The sequence below is a fragment of the Pseudomonas sp. P1.8 genome (assembly GCF_001269805.1).
Classification (GTDB): Bacteria; Pseudomonadota; Gammaproteobacteria; order Pseudomonadales; family Pseudomonadaceae; genus Aquipseudomonas.
The window spans coordinates 166148-186618 of the sequence record NZ_LHVM01000013.1; the positions used below are offsets into that span (position 1 = coordinate 166148).

Annotated in this window: 18 protein-coding genes; 6 read left to right on the forward strand and 12 right to left on the reverse strand. The window is 60.3% G+C overall.

Going from position 1 to position 20471, the window contains the following annotated elements; all coding sequences use genetic code 11:
- Position 1: 1 nt before the first annotated feature.
- From AD668_RS11660 to AD668_RS11680, 5 genes are all read right to left on the reverse strand, one after another.
- On the reverse strand, positions 2-835 hold the full coding sequence (locus AD668_RS11660; RefSeq protein ID WP_053158722.1) for an AraC family transcriptional regulator: 834 nt from the start codon (positions 833-835) through the stop codon (positions 2-4).
- A gap of 34 nt (positions 836-869) precedes the next feature.
- A complete protein-coding gene (locus tag AD668_RS11665; protein WP_053158724.1) occupies positions 870-1373 on the reverse strand; it encodes a VOC family protein in 504 nt (167 codons plus the stop codon).
- An 88-nt stretch (positions 1374-1461) separates the two neighbouring features.
- Positions 1462-3951 carry a TonB-dependent receptor gene (locus AD668_RS11670; RefSeq protein ID WP_053158727.1) on the reverse strand — a complete coding sequence of 830 codons (2490 nt, stop codon included), beginning with the start codon at positions 3949-3951 and terminating at the stop codon, positions 1462-1464.
- An 83-nt stretch (positions 3952-4034) separates the two neighbouring features.
- Positions 4035-5018, reverse strand: coding sequence for a FecR domain-containing protein (locus tag AD668_RS11675; RefSeq protein ID WP_053158729.1), 984 nt, complete (start codon positions 5016-5018; stop codon positions 4035-4037).
- Positions 5015-5539, reverse strand: a complete 525-nt coding sequence (locus AD668_RS11680) for a sigma-70 family RNA polymerase sigma factor (protein WP_053158732.1) — start codon at positions 5537-5539, stop codon at positions 5015-5017. Before AD668_RS11680 ends, AD668_RS11675 begins: the two co-directional genes overlap by 4 nt.
- Positions 5540-5820: 281 nt before the next feature.
- Between AD668_RS11680 and AD668_RS11685 the strand changes: the two genes are divergently transcribed.
- From AD668_RS11685 to AD668_RS11710, 6 genes are all read left to right on the forward strand, one after another.
- Positions 5821-6069, forward strand: a complete 249-nt coding sequence (locus tag AD668_RS11685; RefSeq protein ID WP_053158735.1) for a hypothetical protein — start codon at positions 5821-5823, stop codon at positions 6067-6069.
- A complete protein-coding gene (locus tag AD668_RS11690) occupies positions 6069-7223 on the forward strand; it encodes an NnrS family protein (RefSeq protein ID WP_053158738.1) in 1155 nt (384 codons plus the stop codon). Before AD668_RS11685 ends, AD668_RS11690 begins: the two co-directional genes overlap by 1 nt.
- A 171-nt stretch (positions 7224-7394) precedes the next feature.
- Entirely contained in the window at positions 7395-7850 is a 456-nt protein-coding gene (locus AD668_RS11695) for a (2Fe-2S)-binding protein (RefSeq protein WP_053158741.1), read from the forward strand.
- Positions 7851-7861: 11 nt separating this feature from the next.
- Positions 7862-10030 (forward strand): xanthine dehydrogenase family protein molybdopterin-binding subunit, encoded by a 2169-nt coding sequence (locus tag AD668_RS11700; RefSeq protein ID WP_053158744.1) that lies wholly within the window; start codon positions 7862-7864, stop codon positions 10028-10030.
- A 1-nt stretch (position 10031) separates the two neighbouring features.
- Complete coding sequence (locus AD668_RS11705; RefSeq protein WP_053158746.1) at positions 10032-10613, forward strand: hypothetical protein; 582 nt, start codon at positions 10032-10034, stop codon at positions 10611-10613.
- A 74-nt stretch (positions 10614-10687) separates the two neighbouring features.
- Positions 10688-11269 carry a GGDEF domain-containing protein gene (locus AD668_RS11710; protein WP_053158749.1) on the forward strand — a complete coding sequence of 194 codons (582 nt, stop codon included), beginning with the start codon at positions 10688-10690 and terminating at the stop codon, positions 11267-11269.
- A 109-nt stretch (positions 11270-11378) separates the two neighbouring features.
- Here the strand turns inward: AD668_RS11710 and AD668_RS11715 are convergent, their stop codons facing one another.
- The 7 genes from AD668_RS11715 to AD668_RS11745 form a co-directional block, all read right to left on the reverse strand.
- Positions 11379-11804 carry a VOC family protein gene (locus tag AD668_RS11715; RefSeq protein ID WP_053158752.1) on the reverse strand — a complete coding sequence of 142 codons (426 nt, stop codon included), beginning with the start codon at positions 11802-11804 and terminating at the stop codon, positions 11379-11381.
- Positions 11805-12038: 234 nt separating this feature from the next.
- Positions 12039-12833: an enoyl-ACP reductase FabI gene (gene fabI, locus AD668_RS11720; RefSeq protein WP_034146538.1), complete on the reverse strand. Its 795-nt coding sequence runs from the start codon at positions 12831-12833 to the stop codon at positions 12039-12041.
- 20 nt (positions 12834-12853) lie between these two features.
- Positions 12854-14464 carry an ABC transporter ATP-binding protein gene (locus AD668_RS11725; RefSeq protein WP_053158755.1) on the reverse strand — a complete coding sequence of 537 codons (1611 nt, stop codon included), beginning with the start codon at positions 14462-14464 and terminating at the stop codon, positions 12854-12856.
- A 1-nt stretch (position 14465) separates the two neighbouring features.
- On the reverse strand, positions 14466-15485 hold the full coding sequence (locus tag AD668_RS11730) for an ABC transporter permease (RefSeq protein WP_053158758.1): 1020 nt from the start codon (positions 15483-15485) through the stop codon (positions 14466-14468).
- A gap of 1 nt (position 15486) precedes the next feature.
- Positions 15487-16560: a microcin C ABC transporter permease YejB gene (locus tag AD668_RS11735; RefSeq protein WP_034146535.1), complete on the reverse strand. Its 1074-nt coding sequence runs from the start codon at positions 16558-16560 to the stop codon at positions 15487-15489.
- Positions 16561-16564: 4 nt separating this feature from the next.
- Entirely contained in the window at positions 16565-18406 is a 1842-nt protein-coding gene (locus AD668_RS11740; RefSeq protein ID WP_053158761.1) for an extracellular solute-binding protein, read from the reverse strand.
- Entirely contained in the window at positions 18403-20217 is a 1815-nt protein-coding gene (locus AD668_RS11745; RefSeq protein WP_371259801.1) for an extracellular solute-binding protein, read from the reverse strand. Before AD668_RS11745 ends, AD668_RS11740 begins: the two co-directional genes overlap by 4 nt.
- Positions 20218-20471: the final 254 nt, after the last annotated feature.

A 20471-nucleotide genomic window follows, 5' to 3' on the forward strand; every position in this document is an offset into this window, starting at 1 on the left:
CTCACCCCCGATACTGCCCCGGCGTAGCCGCCAAATGCTGTTTAAACGCCCGCTGAAAATGCGCCTGATCGGCAAACCCCGCTTCCAGGGCCACGTCGGCGATCAGTTTGCCGCTGCGCAGTTGGTCCTGGGCGAACTGGATGCGGCGGTTGACCAGGAAAGCGTGAGGCGTCATGCCGAAGTGTTGTTTGAACGCCCGGATCAGGTAGGACGGTGACAGTTGTGCCGCTGTGCAAATGTCTTCGAGCTTGAGCATGTGCGTGCAATTGTCGCGGATGTACTCGGCGGCGCGTTCCAGCTTGAAATTGGGTTCACGCAGCGGTTGGGCCACCGGATTTAGCTGCAATTGCACCTCGCTGAAGAACTCCACCGCCAGGCTCTGTTTGCGCAAGACGTCCTGCTGCGGATCGACCAGCACCTCATACAAATCGTTGAGGCCGGCAAACAGACGGGCATCGCGCGTATGAGTGACCGAAAACCGACGAAACGCCAAGTCGTCACTGAACCCGAGTTGATGCTGCAAGTCGGTCAGCCACGGCGTATCGACGTACAGCATCACGTAGGACCACGGCTGGTCATCGATGGGATTGCAGGCGTGGACATCATCCGGGTTCATCAGCACGACTGTGCCGATGCTGACCGCAAATTCCGACTGCTCATGGATGTAGGTGCTGCTGCCTGCGGTGATCGCACCGATGGAAAAGTGCTCGTGGGAGTGCCGGGTGTAGCAGACCTCGCGCCCGTCGGCGATCGATCGGGCTTCGATGAAAGGCAAGGCATCATCGCGCCAGAAGCGTGGGGCCTTGTCAGCGTCTTTGGCGACGGTGTGTTTCATGCTCGGTTCTCGGCAGGTCAGGGGCCTGAGTGTATTAGCTCTCGCCGTCAAAGGCTCGTTGCAACGCCGCGATGTCGAGTTTTTTCATTTCCATCATCGCGGCCATGGCGCGCTGGGATTTTTTTGTGTCGGGGTCTTTGATCATGTCCATCATCGCGATGGGCACGATCTGCCACGACAGCCCGAATTTGTCTTTGAGCCAGCCGCATTGCTGCGCCTCAGGTACGCCCCCGGCCGACAGATTGCCCCAGTAATGGTCGACTTCTTCCTGCGTCTGGCAATTGACCTGGAATGAAATGGCTTCGCTGAACTTGAACAGCGGTCCACCATTGAGCCCGGTAAAGCTTTGACCGTCGAGTTCGAAGCTGACCGTCATGACCGAGCCTTCGGGGCGGCCGTGGAACTCGAACCCGGCGTGGCCGTAGTAGGTAAGGCCAGTGATTTTCGAGTGATCGAAGATCGAACAATAGAATTTCGCGGCGTCTTCGGCCTGATCGTCGAACCACAGGCAGGGTGTGAGTTTTTGTAGGCGTTGCATGGCAGGCACTCCTCGGCAGGTTATGCAGGCTGGATTTAAAGCGTAGCCAGCCTGAGCCCGTTCGGCAGTACCGTAGATCGACCCGTGGTCAGAATTGCCATTGGGTGGCCAGTTGCAGCGAGCGAGGTTCTCCGTAGAAGCCGGTGCCAAAGTTGCCCAGCCCGGTGTAGTAGGTTTTGTCGAACAGATTCTTCACGTTCAATGTGGTGCTCAGGTGCTCGTTGAACCGATAGCGCGCCATCACGTCCACCAGCGCGTAGCTGTGCTGGGTGATGGTCGAGTCCTGGCCGACGTTGACGCTGTCGGCGGGGTTGGGCTGGAACACGTTGCCGAAGAACTCGCTCTGCCAGTTCACGCCGCCACCGAGCGTCAGCGCGCTCCACCGGCCCGGCAGGCGATAGGTGCTGAACAGCCGCACCATTTGCTCCGGCGTAGTGGTTTGCAGGATCGAACCGTAAATGAAATCGCCCTGGGCATCGCGGGTATGGTTGTAGGTGTAGCCGGCCGAGAGGTTCCAGCCTTCGCTCACTTCCCCCGCCAGTTCGACTTCAAAGCCCTTGGTCGTCGCGCCCTGCACGGCACGGTAAACCGACTCGGCGTCGACGCCGCTGACGTACTCGGCGATGTTGTCCTGTTCGATGCGATAGACCGCAAACCTGGCATTCAGGCGACCGCCGAAGTACTCGGCCTTGATTCCGCCCTCGTAACTCTTGCCCTGCACCGGGTCGAGCAGTTGCCGATGGGCGTCCTTGCTCATTTGCGGCTGATAGATGCTGGTGTAGCTGGTGTACAGCGAGTAAGTCTCGTCGAGGTCGTAGACCAGCCCGGCGTAGGGCGTGACCACGCCAGTCTGACGATAGCTGTCACGGATGTCGGCGGTGTCCGGGTCGCTATAGTCCAGATCATCGTGGCCTTTGAAATCACTGACCCGCGTGCCGAGGATCAGCGCCAGGTCATCGCTGGGCTTGAGCCGGGCGGCCAGGTAGACGCCCGTCTGGCGCTGCTCGATGTCATTGTCGCCCACCCGTGGAATGTCCGGTTTCGGGAACTCGCCGTGCCAGTCGAAAATACTGCCGCCCACGGGTGGATAAACCGAGCCGTAGACCGGGATGTCCTGGCGAGTGTTCATCGACATGAAGCCTGCGATCAGTTGATGTTCGCGGCCCAACAGAGTGAAAGGGCCGTTCAGGTTGATGTCGATATTGTCCTGGACCTGATCGCCTTCGAACTTGCCCATGTACATGAACATGCCGTCGCCGGTGACCGGGTCCGGATTGCCGCCGCTGGCGGAGGCGAGGAAGGTGTCGTGCTGGCGATGCTTGCGGTCGTAACTGACTTTGAGGGCCCAGTCGTGGGCCAGTTGCTGATCGACCGAAGTGAAGAGTGTCTGGTTGTTGAAGTCACGACGGCTCCAGTCCGTTGCCGGGTTGAACGAGCGCGAGAAATCAGTACGCGAACCATCGCTGTTGTACATCGGGAAACCGGTCCAGCTGGCGCCCCGGGAGCGGGTGTGCTGTTGGTCGATGCCCAATGTCAGCAACGTATCCGGTGTCAGGTCGGCTTCGACAATGCCGTAGGCGATGTCCTTGGTGTTCTGGTAGTGGTCGGCGTAGGCGCTGCGGTCCTGGTACACCCCGACAAATCGTCCGCGCAGGTTCCCGCTTTCGCTCAGCGGACCGGTGATATCTGCCTCGCTGCGGTAACTGTCCCAGGATCCGGCGGCAGCGCTGAGCGAGGCTTTGAACGCCTGGGTCGGCCGCTTCCTGATCAGGTTGACCGTCGCCGATGGATCCCCCGAGCCGGTCATCAGGCCGGTCGCGCCCTTGATGATTTCGACACGGTCGAAGATCGCCATGTCGGTGCTGGTGGTGCCGTAATCGTAGACACCGTCGTAGTCGGTGTTGACGCCGTCGTACTGGAAATTGGTGATTGGCAGGCCGCGGCTGGAGAACTCCCAGCGCTCGCTGTCGTAGTTTTGTACGCTGATGCCGGGCACGCGGCGCAGTGCGTCGGCGATGCTGGTGGAGCCCTGGTCGTCCAGAAGTTGACGGGTGATGACCGTGACCGATTGCGGCGTTTCGCGCAGGGACAGGGGCAATCCGGTAGCCGAAGTGGTCGAACCGATGGTGTAGGAATGAGTGTCTTCGCTGGCCGGGCCGCAGGCTTGTCCGGATATGTTCGTGGCGCCAAGTTCCAGCGTGCCTGTTGCGGCAGGCGCGACACGCAACACGTAGCCGCCCGGGCCTTGGGCCTGCGCTTGCAAGCCACTGCCTTGCAGCACTTGATACAGCGCTTGCTGCTCGCTGTAGTCACCGTTCAGACCGGGGCTGCGTTTGCCGGCGGCAAGATCGTTATGGCCGGCAAGAAACACGCCCGCCTGCTCGGCAAAACGGTTGAGTGCGCTGACCAGCGAGCCGGCAGGGATCGCGAAATGGCGTTGATGCCCGCCCGCCAGTTCACTGTTCGAAAGGGTGTCGGCCCGCAGTGTCGTTGCTTCAAGCCCTGACAAGCCGAACGCCAGGGCCAGCACCGACAGGTGCAAAGGGCAGGGGCGGCGAGTAAGGGTGAAGCGCGACATGGAGTTCCCGGCAATCTGACGGCTTTAAGGGTTAACCGAGTGAAAATCCCAAAAGGGCACCGGCACGACGAAAAAAATCTGCTTCAAACCTTTGGGGCAACGTTGACCCACCAGTCCAACGGCTTTTCCACCCGTATCGGCAACGCCGCTTCCAGCAGTCGCAAGGCCTGGTCGGTGTCCTTGAGCGGGAACGAACCCATGACCGGCAACCCGGCAACGGCCGGGTCGCAGCCAAGATGTCCGGCGCGGTAGCGGCTCAGTTCTTCGAGCAACTGGCCCAGTGGCAGGTTGTCCGCCAGCAATAGTCCCCGACGCCAGGCTTCACGGTTTGGCGTGGCAGCGGTCGGGGCAGGGAGGTGGTGTTCGCTGAAGGACAGTTGTCGTCCGGCCTCGACGACCTGCACCCACCCTTGGTGGGTACGGACTTCGACGGCGCCTTCGTAGACGTTCAGCAGCGTTTGCCGGTCGTCCTGCCGGACGCTGAAACGCGTGCCCAGCGCACGCATTCGACCCTCGTTGGTTTGCACCAGCAGCGGGCGCAAGTTGTCCTTGGCGGTGTCGATCAACACTTCCCCAGCCTGTAACAGCAGCAAGCGTTGCGTGGCATCGAAACGTACATTCAGCGCGCTCAAAGCGTTCAGCCAGACCTGGCTGCCGTCACTGAGCTGTGTTTCGCGGGTTTCGCCAGTGCCGGTGGAGAGGTCGGCGTTCCAGCGCGCGAGCGTGAGCGGCAAGGCGTTTTTCCTCCAGGCGCTCCACCCCAAAAAACCGCCCGAGGCCAGGATCAGCAGGCTCTTCACGGTCTGGCGACGGCTGATTGGCGTGCGTGCGGCGTTGCGCAACACTTGACCGGCCGCTTGCTGATGATCGTCCTGCAACGCGGCAAAGCGCTGGCCAACCCGCTCGACATACTGCCAGGCCGCCTGATGCTCACCGCTTTGCGCCAGCCAGGCCTGCCAGAGCTGACGGTCCTGCTCGTCGACCTGTTCATCATTGAGCTGCACGTACCAGTGCGCCGCGCGCTCAAGGCTGGCATGGCTGATGGCGCTGGTGGCGGTCCGGCTCATTGAATCAGCAGACCGTCGAGTTCGGCCTCAAGGATCGCGCAGTGCGTCAAGGCCTGGGCCAGGTACTTTTTCACCATGCGCTCGCACACGCCGATTTCCTCGGCGATGACGCGGTAAGGCAGCCCGTGCAGTTGCGCCAGAATGAACGCCTCGCGCACACGCTGGGGCAGGCGTTGCAGCATGGCGTCCACTTCATACAGGGTTTCGACGATGATCGCCCGCTGCTCCGGCGATGCCTGCACCGCCTGGGGTTGCGCGGCCAACGTATCGAGCCAAACCTGCTCCAGTTGTCGACGTCGCCAGTGATCGATGCACAAGCCACGGGCGATGGTCGCCAGGTAAGAGCGCTCGTGGGTTTCGCCGTCGAATACCTGCGGGCGCTTGAGCACGCGGATGAAGGTGTCGTGGGCCAGGTCGGCGGCATCGAACGCGTTGTTCAGGCGTCGGCGCAGCAGCTCGTGCAACCAGCGATGATGGCTGGTGTAGAGGTTCTGGACGCTGGAAATGTCGGCAGCCGTCATCGTGAGTGCATATCCGTGGGCGATCCGCGCCCTTGTGCAAATAAGAATGGATCGCGATTAAAGCAAAAGGCCATGCACTGTGCAAATGATATTGGTTTGCTTTTAGGTGGATTTAGGTCTGGTGCAGTCTAAATGACTACGTATGAAGTCATAAAGACTAATTTTGATGGTGGTCATAATGACCTCTTGTGTCTGCAAGGCCCAATCTGCAAGGGCTGCTCACATGGCACGGATCGTGAAGCAGCAAGCGTACAACTGAACGACTTCAGGAGTACCGGAAAATGTCCCATTTCTTCAGCAACCCTCAGAATGTATTGCAGCTGTCCAGCCGAGTGCTCGGTGTAGGCATGGCCATGTTACTGGTTGGCATCTACGGGGCTTATCTGTACGCCGGCGCGCTATCGATCCCGGCCCTGGTGTCGATGCATGCAATGACCATCCTCGGTCCGACCTTGCTGAAAATCGGTTATGTGATGCGGTTGCTGTCGCAGTATCGACTTGACGCACGGGCAATCGGAGCGGCCGCTTGATGCGCCGGTTGGCCACCGCCCCTGTGTTCAGTCTGGGCTTTCGTCCATTCTTTCTGGCGGGTGCGGGGTTCGCGGCAATTGCCGTGGCGCTCTGGGCCGCCTGGCTGTACGGCCATTTAACCGGTCTGCAGCCGGTGGGCGGCATGCTTGCCTGGCATCGGCATGAAATGCCTTTCGGTTTTGCTGGCGCGATCATTGCCGGATTTCTGTTGACCGCAGTCCCGAACTGGACCGGACGGCCAGGGCTCAATGGCTGGCCACTGATCGGGCTGGTGCTGATATGGCTGCTGGCGCGGGTGGCGTGGTTTGTGCCGCTGCCTTGGGCGCTATTGTTCGTGCTGGAAATTGCATTTCTGCCCCTGCTCGCCTGGGTGCTTGGGCGAGATCTGGTGGCTGCCCGCAAGCGCGAGAATTATCCGATCCTGCTGATGATCACGTTGCTGGCTGGCTGTCAGGCATTGACGCTGACGGGGATCGCCCTGGAGGACGCCAATCTGCAACGGCACGGAGTGTTGGCGGCATTGTGGTTGATCGGCGCGCTGATGAGTGTGATTGGCGGTCGTGTGATTCCATTTTTCATCCAGCGTGGCTTGAATCGTCCTGCCGCGCCTGCGGTGAATCCGTTACCCGGCAAATTGCTTATGGTCGGCGTCATGCTCGCGGCGGTTTCGTTTGCCGGTGGTTTGAATGACGTCCCCCGGCTTTGGCTGGCCGGGTTGTTTGGGCTGATCAGCGTGCTGCACTTGCTGCGGCTGTGGCGCTGGCATGATCGGGGATTGTGGCGGGTGCCGTTGTTGTGGTCGTTGTATCTGGCCTATGCCTGGATTGTGGCCGCAACGCTGGCCATGGCGCTGTGGCATGCCGGTGTACTTGATCAGCAAACCCTGGCCACTCATGCGCTGGCGGTGGGCGGTATTGGCGGATTGATCCTGGCGATGATTGCGCGGGTCAGTCTTGGTCATACGGGGCGAGAGTTGAAACCGTCCAGGCTGATCGTGGCGGGTTTTGTCTTGTTGCTGGCGGCCGGGGTGTGCCGGGTTGTGCTGGTGGCATTCTCCAGCGATGGACTGGCACTGTCGGCACTGCTCTGGTGTACGGCGTTTGGCCTGTTCGTGTGGCGTTATGCCGCAATCCTGTGGCGCCCGAGGCTCTAAATCAGGCGTCCATAGCCGCCCATTGAGGCGGCTTTTTTGTGACCGGTGGTCGATGCATCAGGTCACCGGGAAAAATTGCGCTTAGCTAAAGGGATAACCCGAGGCGCGCGTAGGTGTTGCAAGGCCACAGCGACGCCCCTTCAGATCACCTTGAGTCTGAGGAAGTGCGCCATGCTGACCTTGAACATCAATGGCCAGGATCAGGAGCTGGATGTCCCCGCCGACATGCCGCTGCTGTGGGTCCTGCGCGACGTCGCTCATCTCACCGGCACCAAATTCGGTTGTGGCATGGCCCAGTGCGGAGCCTGCACTGTGCATGTCGATGGTGCGCCGCTGCGTTCCTGTATCACCCCTGCCACGGCCGTGGCCCATGGCCAGAAAATCCTCACCATCGAAGGACTCTCTGCTGATGGTTCGCACCCGGTGCAACGAGCCTGGGCAGAGCTGGACGTGGTTCAGTGTGGCTACTGCCAGTCCGGGCAGATCATGTCGGCGGCAGCCTTGCTGGCGAAAATCCCCAAGCCGAACGACAACGATATCGATCAGGCGCTCTCCGGCAACATCTGCCGCTGCGGCACTTATCCAAGGATACGTGCGGCGGTCAAGCGTGCGTCCGAGCTGGGTTGAGGGGCTGAATCATGAACGACATCAACGCTGTCTCGCGTCGTGGTTTTCTCAAAGGCAGTGCCGTGCTCGGCGGGGGGCTGGTGGTCGCGTTTGTCATGCCCGGCGCCCATCGTTTTGCCCTTGGCGCCGAGAACCAGGGCAATGTGTTCGCGCCGAATGCCTTCCTGCGCATCGGCAATGACAACAGCGTCACGGTACTGCTCGGGCATTCGGAAATGGGCCAGGGCATCTGGACTGGCCTGACCATGCTGATCGCTGAAGAGCTGGATGCCGACTGGTCGAAAATCCGCGTGGAGCATTCACCGGCATCGGCCGCCGATTACGGTATGGCCGGGTTTGGCGGGATGCAAATCACTGGTGGTTCGACCTCGACCTGGATGGAGTTCGACCGCTACCGTCAGGCAGGGGCGGCCGCACGAATGATGTTGATCGAGGCGGCGGCCAAGCGGTTCAACGTCGCGCCGTCCGAAATTCACACCGAATCGGGCGTGGTCATTGCCGGTGAACACCGCGCTACGTACGGCGAACTCGCCGATGACGCGGGTAAGCTTCCAGTGCCGGATCCCGCGTCGATCAAGCTCAAGCAATCGAAGGATTGGCGCCTCATTGGTAAACCCACCCCGCGCCTGGACACACCGGAGAAAATCACCGGCCGCGCGAAATTCGGCATGGACGTGCAGTTCGACGGGTTGATGACCGCCATGGTCGCCCGTCCGCCGGTGTTCGGCGCCAGCGTCAAATCCTTTGAAGGCGCCGATGCGCTGGCGATTCCTGGCGTGCACAAAGTGGTGCAAGTGCCGACCGGCGTGGCGGTGATTGCCGATCACTATTGGGCGGCGAAACTGGGGCGCGATGCGCTGAAAATCGAGTGGGAGCCGGGGCCGAACGCCGGACTCAACAGTGAGACATTGCTGGAAACCTTCCGCAAACTCGCCACGACACCCGGTTTGAATGCCGGGCAGTCGGGCGATACCAAGGCTGCGTTGGCCAAAGCGACGAAAACCATCGATGCCGAATACAGCGTGCCGTACCTGGCCCATGCGCCAATGGAACCACTCAATTGCACAGTGCGCATCACAAAGGACAAATGTGAAATCTGGACCGGTACGCAGTTCCAGACGCTGGACCAAATGATCGCGGGGAAAATCACCGGGCTCAAACCCGAGCAGGTCGAGATCCGCACCGAGTTTTTAGGCGGCGGTTTCGGACGGCGGGCCAATCCGACCTCGGATTTCGTCAGCGAAGCGGTGTACGTCGCGAAGGCCGCGGGTGGGCCGGTGAAAACCGTGTGGGCGCGGGAGGATGATATCCGTGGCGGTTATTACCGCTCGGCATTCCTGCACCATGCGCGCATTGGCCTGGGGGCAGACGGCCTGCCATTGGCCTGGAGGCATGTGATGGTCGGGCAATCGATCATGGCCGGTACTTCACTCGAAGCAACCATGGTCAAGGACGGCATCGACAAGACCTCCGTCGAAGGCGTGGCCGACAGCCCTTACATCGAGGGCTTGGCCAATCACCAAATTGAACTGCACTCGCCGAACACCGGCATCAACGTGCTTTGGTTGCGTTCGGTGGGGCATAGCCATACCGCGTTTGTCATGGAGTCGTTGATCGACGAACTGGCCACAGCGGCGGGCAAGGACCCGGTCGAGTACCGACGAACGTTGCTCAAGGACCATCCTCGTCATCTCGGCGTGCTGAACCTGGCCGTGGAGAAAGCCAACTGGAAGGCGCCGTTGCCAGACGGTCATGCGCTGGGTGTGGCGGTGCATGAGTCCTTCGGCAGCTACGTAGCGCAGGTGGCCGAGGTGTCCCAGGACAACCTGGCCATCCGCGTGCACCGCGTGGTGTGCGCGGTGGATTGCGGCATTGCGGTGAACCCGCAGAGCATCGCCGCGCAAATGGAATCGTGCATCACATTCGGCCTCGGTTTCACGTTGCACAGCAAGTTGACCCTGAAGAACGGGCAGGTGGAGCAGTCCAACTATCACGACTATCAAGTGCTGCGACTCAACGAAATGCCGGTGGTCGAAGTGCATATCGTGCCCAGCAGCGACAAGCCCGGTGGCATCGGTGAGGCTGGCGTGCCACCGACGGCGCCGGCAGTGGCGAATGCGGTGTTCGCCCTGACCGGGCAACGCTTGCGGGAACTGCCGCTGCAATTGTCGGGGGTGTGAGATGAGGCGACATCATTGGGTGCTCGGGTCGGTCGTTCTGATCTGTCTCGCAGCCTACGCATCACATGTATTCGCCCAGGACCGGGAAGCCTTGAAGGCGTTCGAGACCGTACAGAAAGTCTTTCAGAGCCCGCGTTGCCAGAATTGCCACATTCCCGGGGATTCGCCGCTGCAATTCGATGCGGGCGTGCCCCATGCCATGAAGGTCGTGCGCGGCCTGGACGGTAAGGGCTCGGCGGGATTGCCCTGCGCGACGTGCCATGCCCAAAGCAATCCACCGGCCAGCTACGGCCCCAATGCGCCACCCGGCGCACCGCACTGGAGCCTGCCACCGGCAACCCACCGCATGGCCTGGATCGGCCTGCCGCCGGACCGCTTGTGCGCGATGATCAAGGACCGCTCCAGCAATGGCGACAGGGACTTCGCCGCCCTGATCAAGCATGTCAGCGACGACAAACTGGTGCTGTGGGGCTGGAACCCGGGTGGCAATCGGGCGCCAGTGCCGGTGCCCCACGACATTTTTGTCACGCAATTCAAGCAATGGGCAGACGCGGGTGGGCCGTGTCCGGTTGCGGAAAGCTGACCAGCGGCGCGTAAACAGGGAGTCAATGCGGTTATGGGCGACTCTAAGTTACATAGCCGCCACGGGAGTCAACGATGTTAATTCCAGGCAAACCGGTAAAAACCGGCCGATATGCGAACCCGTTGCTTACGCCGCAACAGGAACGGGAACGGCTGCGCTACCTGGCGCGACAGGCTGAGCAAGCGTTGATGGGCGTGCAAATGGCGAGCATGGACGAGCTGACCTTGCTGTCCAATCGCCATGGCTTTATCGCGCTGGCCCAGCTCGGGCTCGACGCCTGCGAGCAGTTGGATACTCCGGCAACGCTGCTGTACTTCACCCTTGATGAGTTCAAGCACATCATCTACCTGTATGGTCGACACGAAGGCGATGATGTACTCAAGACCTTCGCCGATGTGCTGCGCATCGGTTTTCGCGAAAACGACGTTGTCGGACGTATTCAGGGGGGCCGGTTCGCCGTATTGTTGACCGGTTCCAGCGCGGTGGAAATTGCAGCCATCAAGATGCGGATTGACGAAATACTGGCTGAACGCAATGCCACAGCGCGCCGCAGTTATGACATTCGCTTCAGTGTCGGGCAGGTTGAGTACGACCCGACGCTTTATGGTTCGGTGGAGGATTTGTTGTCTGAGGCGGAGCGGGTGATGGGCCTGTAGTGCGATGTTGTCTGGGCTTGCCTCTTCGCCGGCAAGCCGGCTCCTACAGGGGGGCGCATTTCAAATGTGGGAGCGAGCCTGCTCGCGATGGCGTCGCTACAGACACCGACTATTTGGCAAACAACTGCCCAATATCCTTGAACGCCTTGAACTCCAGCGCATTGCCGCACGGATCAAACAGGAACATCGTCGCCTGTTCGCCCACCAACCCTTGAAATCGAATCCCCGGCTCGATCACGAAGCGAGTTTCCAGCGATTTCAACCGCTCGGCCAGCGCCTCCCATTCCTTCATCCCCAGGACCACGCCGAAGTGCGGCACCGGCACGTCATGGCCATCGACGGCGTTGGTATGAGCGGCTTCCTGAGACGCATTCTTCGGTGCCAGGTGAATCACCAGTTGATGGCCGAAAAAATTGAAGTCGACCCAATGGTCGCTGGACCGGCCTTCCTCCAGGCCGAATACCGAGCCGTAGAAGTGTCGCGCAGCGGCCAGGTCGTAGACAGGGATGGCCAGGTGGAAAGGGGATAGTTGCATTGGGTAGGGCTCGGCGATGGGTTGAGTTGATAAAAAAACAATAGCCGATCAAACACAATCCCTGTAGGAGCAAGCTTGCTCGCGATAGCGGTGTCTGAGCCACGACCGATGGTGAATGTGCTGACATCATCGCGAGCAAGCTTGCTCCTGCAGGGATTTCACAGCGTTCAAGAAATCACAGGGATAAAAAAACCCGCCAGGATTGGCGGGTTCTTTTATATGGCTAGCCGAAGATTACTCTTCGATGTTGCCCATGGCCGTGGTGTTGAAACCACCGTCCACGTACATGATTTCACCGCTGATGCCGGACGCCAGGTCCGAGCACAGGAAGGCGCCGGCGTTGCCGACTTCGTCGATAGTGACGTTGCGACGCAGCGGGGTTTGAGCTTCGTTCGCGGCCAGCATCTTGCGGAAGTTCTTGATGCCGGAAGCGGCGAGGGTGCGGATGGGACCTGCCGATACGCAGTTGACGCGGGTACCGTCCGGGCCCAGGGATCCGGCCAGGTAACGGACGCCGGCTTCCAGCGAAGCCTTGGCCATGCCCATTACGTTGTAGTTCGGCATGGTGCGCTCGGCGCCCAGGTACGACAGGGTCAGCAGGCTGCCGTTGCGGCCTTTCATCATTTCGCGGCCAGCCTTGGCCAGGGCCACGAAGCTGTAGGCGCTGATGTCGTGAGCGATGCGGAAACCTTCACGGGTGGTGGCTTCGGTGAAGTCGCCGTCCAGTTGGTCGCCCGGAGCGAAGCCCACGGAGTGCACGATGCAGTCCAGGCCGTCCCACTTCTTGCTCAGCTCTTCGAAGACCTTGGCGATTTCTGCATCGCTGGCCACGTCGCACGGGAAGCACAGCTCAGGGCTCGAGCCCCAGCCTTGTGCGAACTCTTCGACACGACCCTTGAGTTTGTCGTTCTGATAAGTGAAGGCAAGCTCAGCGCCCTCGCGATGCATGGCGGCAGCGATGCCGGATGCGATGGACAGCTTGCTGGCGACACCGACGATCAGTACGCGCTTACCGGCGAGAAAACCCATGTGTTGCTCCTCTTTTCAGGTTATTGCGCAGTGGCTGGTGCCAGGAAAGCGGCTTCCAGCAACTGCTGTGTATACGGATGTTGGGGGGCGGCAAAAATACTTTGCGCGTCTCCCTGTTCGACCACTTGGCCATGCTTGACCACCATCAGCTGGTGGCTCAGCGCTTTCACCACAGCCAGGTCATGGCTGATAAACAGATACGTCAGGTTGTACTTGGTTTGCAGTGAACGCAGAAGCTCCACCACCTGGCGTTGTACGGTGCGGTCGAGGGCCGAGGTGGGCTCGTCCAGCAAAATCAACGCCGGTTTTAACACCAATGCCCGGGCAATGGCGATTCTCTGCCGTTGCCCGCCGGAAAATTCGTGGGGGTAGCGGTGCCGGGTTTCCGGATCCAGACCTACCTCCTTCAGTGCCGCAATAATCGCCGCTTCCTGTTCTTCTGTGGTGCCCATCTTGTGAATCCGCAGGCCTTCGCCAACGATGTCGCTGACGCACATCCGCGGGCTCAGGCTGCCGAACGGGTCCTGGAACACCACCTGCATCTCCCGACGCAACGGGCGAACCTCGTTCTGCGTCAGGCAGTCTAGCTGCTTGCCTTCAAAGCGAATGACGCCTTTGCTGCCGATCAGCCGCAAAATCGCCAGACCCAGGGTCGATTTTCCGGAACCGCTTTCTCCCACAATCCCCAAGGTCTGACCTTGAGGCAGGCTGAAATTGATGCCATCGACCGCCTTGACGTAATCCACCGTGCGTTTGAACAGGCCTTTCTTGATCGGAAACCAGACTTTCAGGTCTTCGACCGCCAGCAACGGCGGGCCAATTATATTGGTCGCAGGCTTGCCGCTGGGTTCCGCTGCCAGCAGTTCCCGAGTGTACGGATGCTGCGGCGCGCGGAACAACTCTTCACACGATGCCTGTTCGACGATGCAACCTCGCTGCATGACACATACGCGATGCGCAATTCTTCGCACAAGGTTCAAATCGTGGCTGATCAGCAGCAATGCCATGCCCAGGCGAGCCTGCAATTGCTTGAGCAGTTCGAGGATTTTCAGCTGAACGGTCACATCCAGCGCGGTGGTCGGCTCGTCGGCGATCAGCAGTTCCGGCTCGTTGGCCAGGGCCATGGCGATCATCACGCGCTGACGCTGGCCACCGGACAACTCGTGGGGCAGGGCCTTGAGGCGCTTGTGGGGTTCGGGAATGCCGACCATCTCCAGCAGCTCCAGAGTGCGTTTGGTCGCCACTTTTCCCGTCAGACCCTTGTGGATGCCGAGCACCTCGTTGATCTGCTTCTCGATCGAATGCAACGGATTGAGCGAGGTCATCGGCTCTTGAAAGATCATCGCAATCCGGTTGCCGCGAATTTGGCGGATGGTTTTCTCGTTCAGGCCCAGCAGGTTCTGCCCGGCGTATTCGATGGTGCCGGACGGATGTCGGGCGAGCGGGTAGGGCAGCAGGCGCAGGATCGAGTGCGCGGTCACCGATTTGCCCGAGCCGCTTTCACCCACCAGCGCCAGGGTTTCGCCACGCTTGATGTCGAAACTCACGCCTTCGACCGCGCGTTGACAGCGTTTGCCGACGACGAATTCGACGGAAAGGTCGCGCACTTCGATCAGATTGTCCTGATTCATTTCACTTCCTCGGGTCGAAGGCATCGCGAGCGGACTCGCCGATGAACACCAGCAAACTCAGCATCACAGCCAGCACCGCAAAGGCACTGATGCCAAGCCACGGCGCTTGCAGGTTGGATTTGCCCTGGGCCACCAGTTCGCCCAGGGACGGGCTACCTGCCGGCAAACCGAAACCGAGGAAATCCAGGGCGGTCAGCGTACCGATGGCACCGGTGAGGATGAACGGCATGAAGGTCATGGTCGAAACCATTGCATTGGGCAGGATGTGGCGGAACATGATCGCACCGTTCTGCATGCCCAGGGCGCGAGCGGCGCGCACGTATTCCAGGTTGCGTCCGCGCAGGAATTCGGCACGCACCACGTCCACCAGGCTCATCCAGGAAAACAGCAGCATGATCCCCAGCAGCCACCAGAAGTTCGGTTGCACGAAGCTGGCGAGGATGATCAGCAGATAGAGCACGGGCAAGCCGGACCAGATCTCCAGAAAGCGCTGCCCGGCCAGATCGACCCAGCCGCCGTAAAAGCCCTGCAAGGCCCCGGCGATGACGCCGATGATCGAGCTGAACACAGTCAATGTCAGAGCGAACAATACCGAAATCCGGAAGCCATAAATCACCCGGGCCAACACATCGCGGCCTTGGTCGTCGGTGCCCAGCAGGTTATCTGCCGAGGGCGGTGCGGGCGCCGGGACTTTCAGGTCGTAGTTGATGCTCTGGTAGTTGTAGGGAATCGGCGCCCACAACACCCAGGCGTCCTTGGCCTTGAGCAATTCGCGGATGTACGGGCTCTTGTAGTTGGCTTCCAGTGGGAATTCGCCACCGAAGGTGGTTTCCGGATAGCGCTTGAGCGCCGGGAAATACCAATTGTTGTCGTAGTGCACCACCAGCGGCTTGTCGTTGGCGATCAGCTCGGCGCCGAGGCTGGCACCGAACAGGATCAAGAACAGCCACAGCGACCACCAGCCGCGCTTGTTGGCCTTGAACAGTTCAAAGCGTCGGCGATTGAGAGGGGACAGGTTCATCTCAATGCTCCCGGCTTTCGAAGTCGATGCGCGGATCGACAAAGGTGTAGGTGAGGTCGCCGATCAGTTTCACCACCAGCCCCAGCAGAGTGAAGATGAACAGCGTGCCGAAGACCACCGGATAATCGCGGTTGATCGCCGCTTCGAAACTCATCAGGCCGAGGCCGTCGAGGGAGAAAATCACCTCCACCAGCAACGAGCCGGTGAAGAAGATGCCGATGAACGCCGACGGGAACCCGGCGATCACCAGCAGCATGGCGTTGCGGAACACATGGCCGTACAGCACGCGATGGTTGGTCAGACCCTTGGCTTTGGCGGTGACGACGTACTGCTTGTTGATCTCGTCGAGGAAGCTGTTTTTGGTCAGCAGTGTCATGGTCGCGAAATTGCCGATGACCAATGCGGTGACCGGCAGTGCCAGGTGCCAGAAGTAATCGAGGATCTTGCCGCCCATGCTCAGTTCATCGAAGTTGTTCGAGGTCAGCCCGCGCAAGGGAAACCAGTCCAGGTAACTGCCACCGGCGAACACCACGATCAACAAAATGGCGAACAGGAACGCTGGAATCGCATAACCGACGATGATCGCCGAACTGGTCCAGACGTCGAAGTGGCTGCCGTGTCGCGTGGCCTTGGCGATCCCCAGCGGGATCGACACCAGGTACATGATCAGCGTGCTCCACAGCCCGAGGGAAATCGACACGGGCATCTTTTCCTTGATCAGGTCGATGACCTTGGCGTCGCGGAAGAAACTGTCGCCGAAATCCAGGCTCGCGTAGTTCTTGACCATGATCCACAGGCGTTCCGGCGCCGATTTGTCGAAGCCGTACATGTGCTCGATTTCCTTGATCAGCGCCGGGTCCAGGCCTTGGGCGCCGCGATAGGCGGAGCCGGCCACCGAGACTTCGGCACCACCACCGGCAATGCGGCTGGTGGCGCCTTCGAAGCCTTCGAGCTTGGCGATCATCTGCTCCACCGGACCGCCCGGGGCGGCCTGAATGATCACAAAGTTGATCAGCAGAATCCCGAACAGGGTGGGGATGATCAGCAACAGTCGCCGAAAAATATACGCCAGCATCTGATTACTCCGTGCCCACAGGGTCGGCTTGCAGTTTGGTTTCGACTTCTACAGCAGGTTTCGCATCGGGCTTGACCCACCAGGTGTTGATGCCGATGTCGTAGTCGGGGGAGTTTTTCGGGTGGCCGATGTGGTTCCAGTAAGCCACGCGCCAGGTCTTGATGTGCCAGTTGGGGATTACGTAATAGCCCCATTGCAACACGCGATCCAGCGCGCGGGCGTGGGCCACGAGGCCCTTGCGCGAGTCGGCATTGATCAGGTTCTCAACCAGTTGATCGACGACAGGATCCTTCAAGCCCATGGTGTTGCGGCTGCTGGGCTTGTCGGCGGCGGCGCTCATCCAGAATTCACGCTGCTCGTTACCCGGTGAGTTGGACTGCGGAAAGCTGCCGACGATCATGTCGAAATCACGGGAGCGCACGCGGTTGATGTACTGCGAGACATCGACACGGCGGATCACCAGATTGATGCCCAGGTCGCTGAGGTTGCGCTTGAACGGCAGGAGCACGCGTTCAAATTCGGTCTGGGCCAGCAGGAACTCGATGACCACCGGCTTGCCCGTGGCATCGACCATTTTGTCGTCGACGATCTTCCAGCCGGCCTCTTGCAGCAATTGATAGGCCTCGCGCTGCTGGTTGCGGATCATACCGCTGGCGTCAGTCTTCGGATTTTCGAAGGCTTCGCTGAACACCTGAGCGGGCAGCTTGCTGCGAAACGGCTCGAGGATCTCCCGTTGATCGGCGTCCGGCAGGCCGGTGGCGGCCATTTCCGAATTCTCGAAGTAACTGCGGGTGCGCGCGTAGGCACCGTTGAACAGTTGTTTGTTGGTCCATTCGAAGTCGAGCAGCAGGCTCAGCGCCTGGCGCACCCGCACATCCTGGAACACCGGGCGGCGCAGGTTGTAGACGAAACCCTGCATGCCGGTCGGGTTGCGGTTGGGGATCTGTTCCTTGATCAACCGACCTTCGGTGACCGCCGGGATGTTGTAGGCATTGGCCCAGTTCTTCGCGGTCATTTCCAGCCAGTAATCGAACTGCCCGGCTTTCAGCGCTTCGAGGGCGACGGTGTTGTCGCGGTAGTAATCGGTGTTCATGGTATCGAAGTTGTAGAAACCGCGATTGACCGGCAGGTCCTTGCCCCAGTAATCCTTCACCCGCTCGTAACGCACCGAGCGGCCAGCCTTCACGTCGGCCACTTTGTACGGGCCGCTGCCCAGCGGGATTTCCAGATTGCCCTTGTTGAAATCGCGGTCGGCCCACCAATGCTTGGGCAGCACCGGCAACTGGCCGAGAATCAGCGGCAGTTCGCGGTTGTTGCTGTGCTTGAACTTGAACAGCACCTTGAGCGGGTCTTCGGCGATGACTTCGGCCACATCGCTGTAGTAGCCGCGAAACAGCGGCGAGCCTTCCTTGGTCAGCGTGTCGAAGCTGAACACCACGTCTTCGGCACGCACGGGATGACCGTCGTGGAAGCGTGCTTCGGTGCGCAGGTAAAAGCGCACCCAACTGTTGTCCGGCGCTTTTTCAATCTTGCCGGCGATCAGGCCGTACTCGGTGAAGGGCTCGTCGAGACTGTGCCGGGTCAGCGTGTCGTAGATCTGGCCGATGTCATCGGCCGGTACGCCTTTGTTGATGAACGGGTTGAGGCTGTCGAAGCCGCCGAACCCGGCCTGGCGGAAGATCCCGCCTTTGGGGGCGTCAGGGTTGACGTAATCAAAGTGCTTGAAATCGGCCGGGTATTTCGGCGGCTCGTTGTACAAGGTCACGGCATGTTGCGGAGCGGCGCAGGCCAGCCCGGCGAACAGCAGACCACTGGCCTGCAGGAGCAGGGCACGTACGGGTTTCATCGATCTTTCTCCGAAGACTTCAGCCACCACGCGCTCAGGCCCAGGGTATAGGGCGGCGTGGTGACAAAGGCCAGCCGGTTGCGGTAGGCCAGACGGTGATAGTTGAGGTACCAATTGGGGATGATGTAGTGCTGCCACAGCAACACGCGGTCGAGCGCTTTGCCGGCGGCGACCTGCTCATCGCGGGTCTGGGCCGCGAGCAACTGATCGAGCAGGTGGTCGACCACGGGGTTGGCGATGCCAGCGTAATTCTTGCTGCCCTTGACCCCGACCTGACTGGAATGAAAGTACTGCCATTGCTCCAGCCCCGGGCTGAGGGTCTGGTTGAGGGTCATCAGAATCATGTCGAAATCGAACTGGTCGAGGCGTTGCTTGTATTGGGCGCGATCGACCGTGCGCAGGCTTGCGTCGATTCCGATGCTGGCGAGGTTCTCGACGTAAGGCTGAAGAATGCGCTCCAGGTTCGGATTGACCAGCAGCAGCTCCAGGCGCAACGGTTGCCCGGCCGCGTTTTGCAGGCGCTGGCCATTGAGCTTCCAGCCGGCTTCATCGAGCAGGCCAAGCGCCTTGCGTAGGGTTTCCCGGGGGATGCCGCGGCCGGCGGTCTGCGGCAGACTGAACGGCTCGGTGAACAGCCTGGCCGGTAGTTGCTCACGATAAGGTTTGAGCAGCAGCCATTCATGGCCGACTGGCACACCTGTGGCGGAGAATTCGCTGTTGGGGTAGTAACTCGTGGCGCGTTTGTAGGCGCCGCTGAACAGCGTGCGGTTAGTCCATTCGAAGTCGAACATCAGGCCCAGGGCTTCGCGGACCTTGGCATCGGCGAATGTCGGTCGGCGGCTGTTCATGAACAGGCCCTGACTCTGGGTCGGGATCTGGTGCGCAATCTGCGCCTTGATCACCTCGCCGCGACGTATCGCCGGGAAGTTGTAGCCGGTGGCCCAATTTTTCGCCTGATGCTCGATGTAAATGTCGAACTCATCCGCCTTGAAGGCTTCGAACGCGACGTCACTGTCACGGTAGTATTCGACTTCCATGCGGTCGACATTGTATTTGCCGCGATTGACCGGCAGGTCCTTGCCCCAGTAATCCTTGACCCGTTCGAAGACAATCTGCCGCCCTGGCGTGACCGACGTGATGCGGTACGGTCCACTGCCCAGTGGCGGCTCGAAGGTGGTGGCTTTGAAGTCGCGACCCTTCCAGTAATGCTGCGGCAGCACCGGCAATTCGCCCAGGCGCAGGATCAGCAGCGGATTGCCGGCGCGCTTGAACACGAAGCGAATGCGCTGCGAATTGAGAATGTCGACCCGCAACACTTCCTGAAGGCTGGTGCGATACAGCGGGTGACCTTCCTTGAGCAGCAAGCGGTAGGAAAACGCGACGTCGTAGGCGGTGATCGGTGTACCGTCATGGAAGCGCGCTTCGGGGCGTAGATTGAACACCACCCAGCTGCGGTCTTCGCTGTATTCGACCGACTGGGCGATCAGTCCATAACTGGACGCCGGCTCATCCCCGGACGGCGCATATTGGCCGGTACCGACCATTAACGGCTCGTTGAGCTCGTTGATGCCGTATTGCAGGAAACTCGGCGTGGTGACCGGGCTCGTGCCCTTGAAGGTGTACGGGTTGAGCGTATCGAACGTGCCAAACGCCATCACTCGCAACGTACCGCCCTTGGGCGCTTGCGGGTTGACCCAGTCGAAATGGGTAAATCGGGCCGGATACTTGAGCGTGCCGAACTGCGCATAACCATGGCTTTCGCTGATCGTCGCGCTTGCGCTGGAGCTTAAGGCCAGGCTGATCAGGAGCAGGAGGAGGGGACGCTTCAAATAGGGGATCCGATCCAGGCGGCTTGGGCTTTGTGGATCGTACAGTAACAGCTTGTCTTGGCAGGAAAAAGACGGGGGAGTAATCAGTCATTTCGGCCAGGCCACAATCCTTGTAGGAGCAAGCTTGCTCGCGATGAAGGTATGTCAGTCGCCATCGATGCAAACTGATAAGCCCTCATCGCGAGCAAGCTTGCTCCTACAGGTCTTGTGCTCTCCATGAAACTGCGCAGGCATAA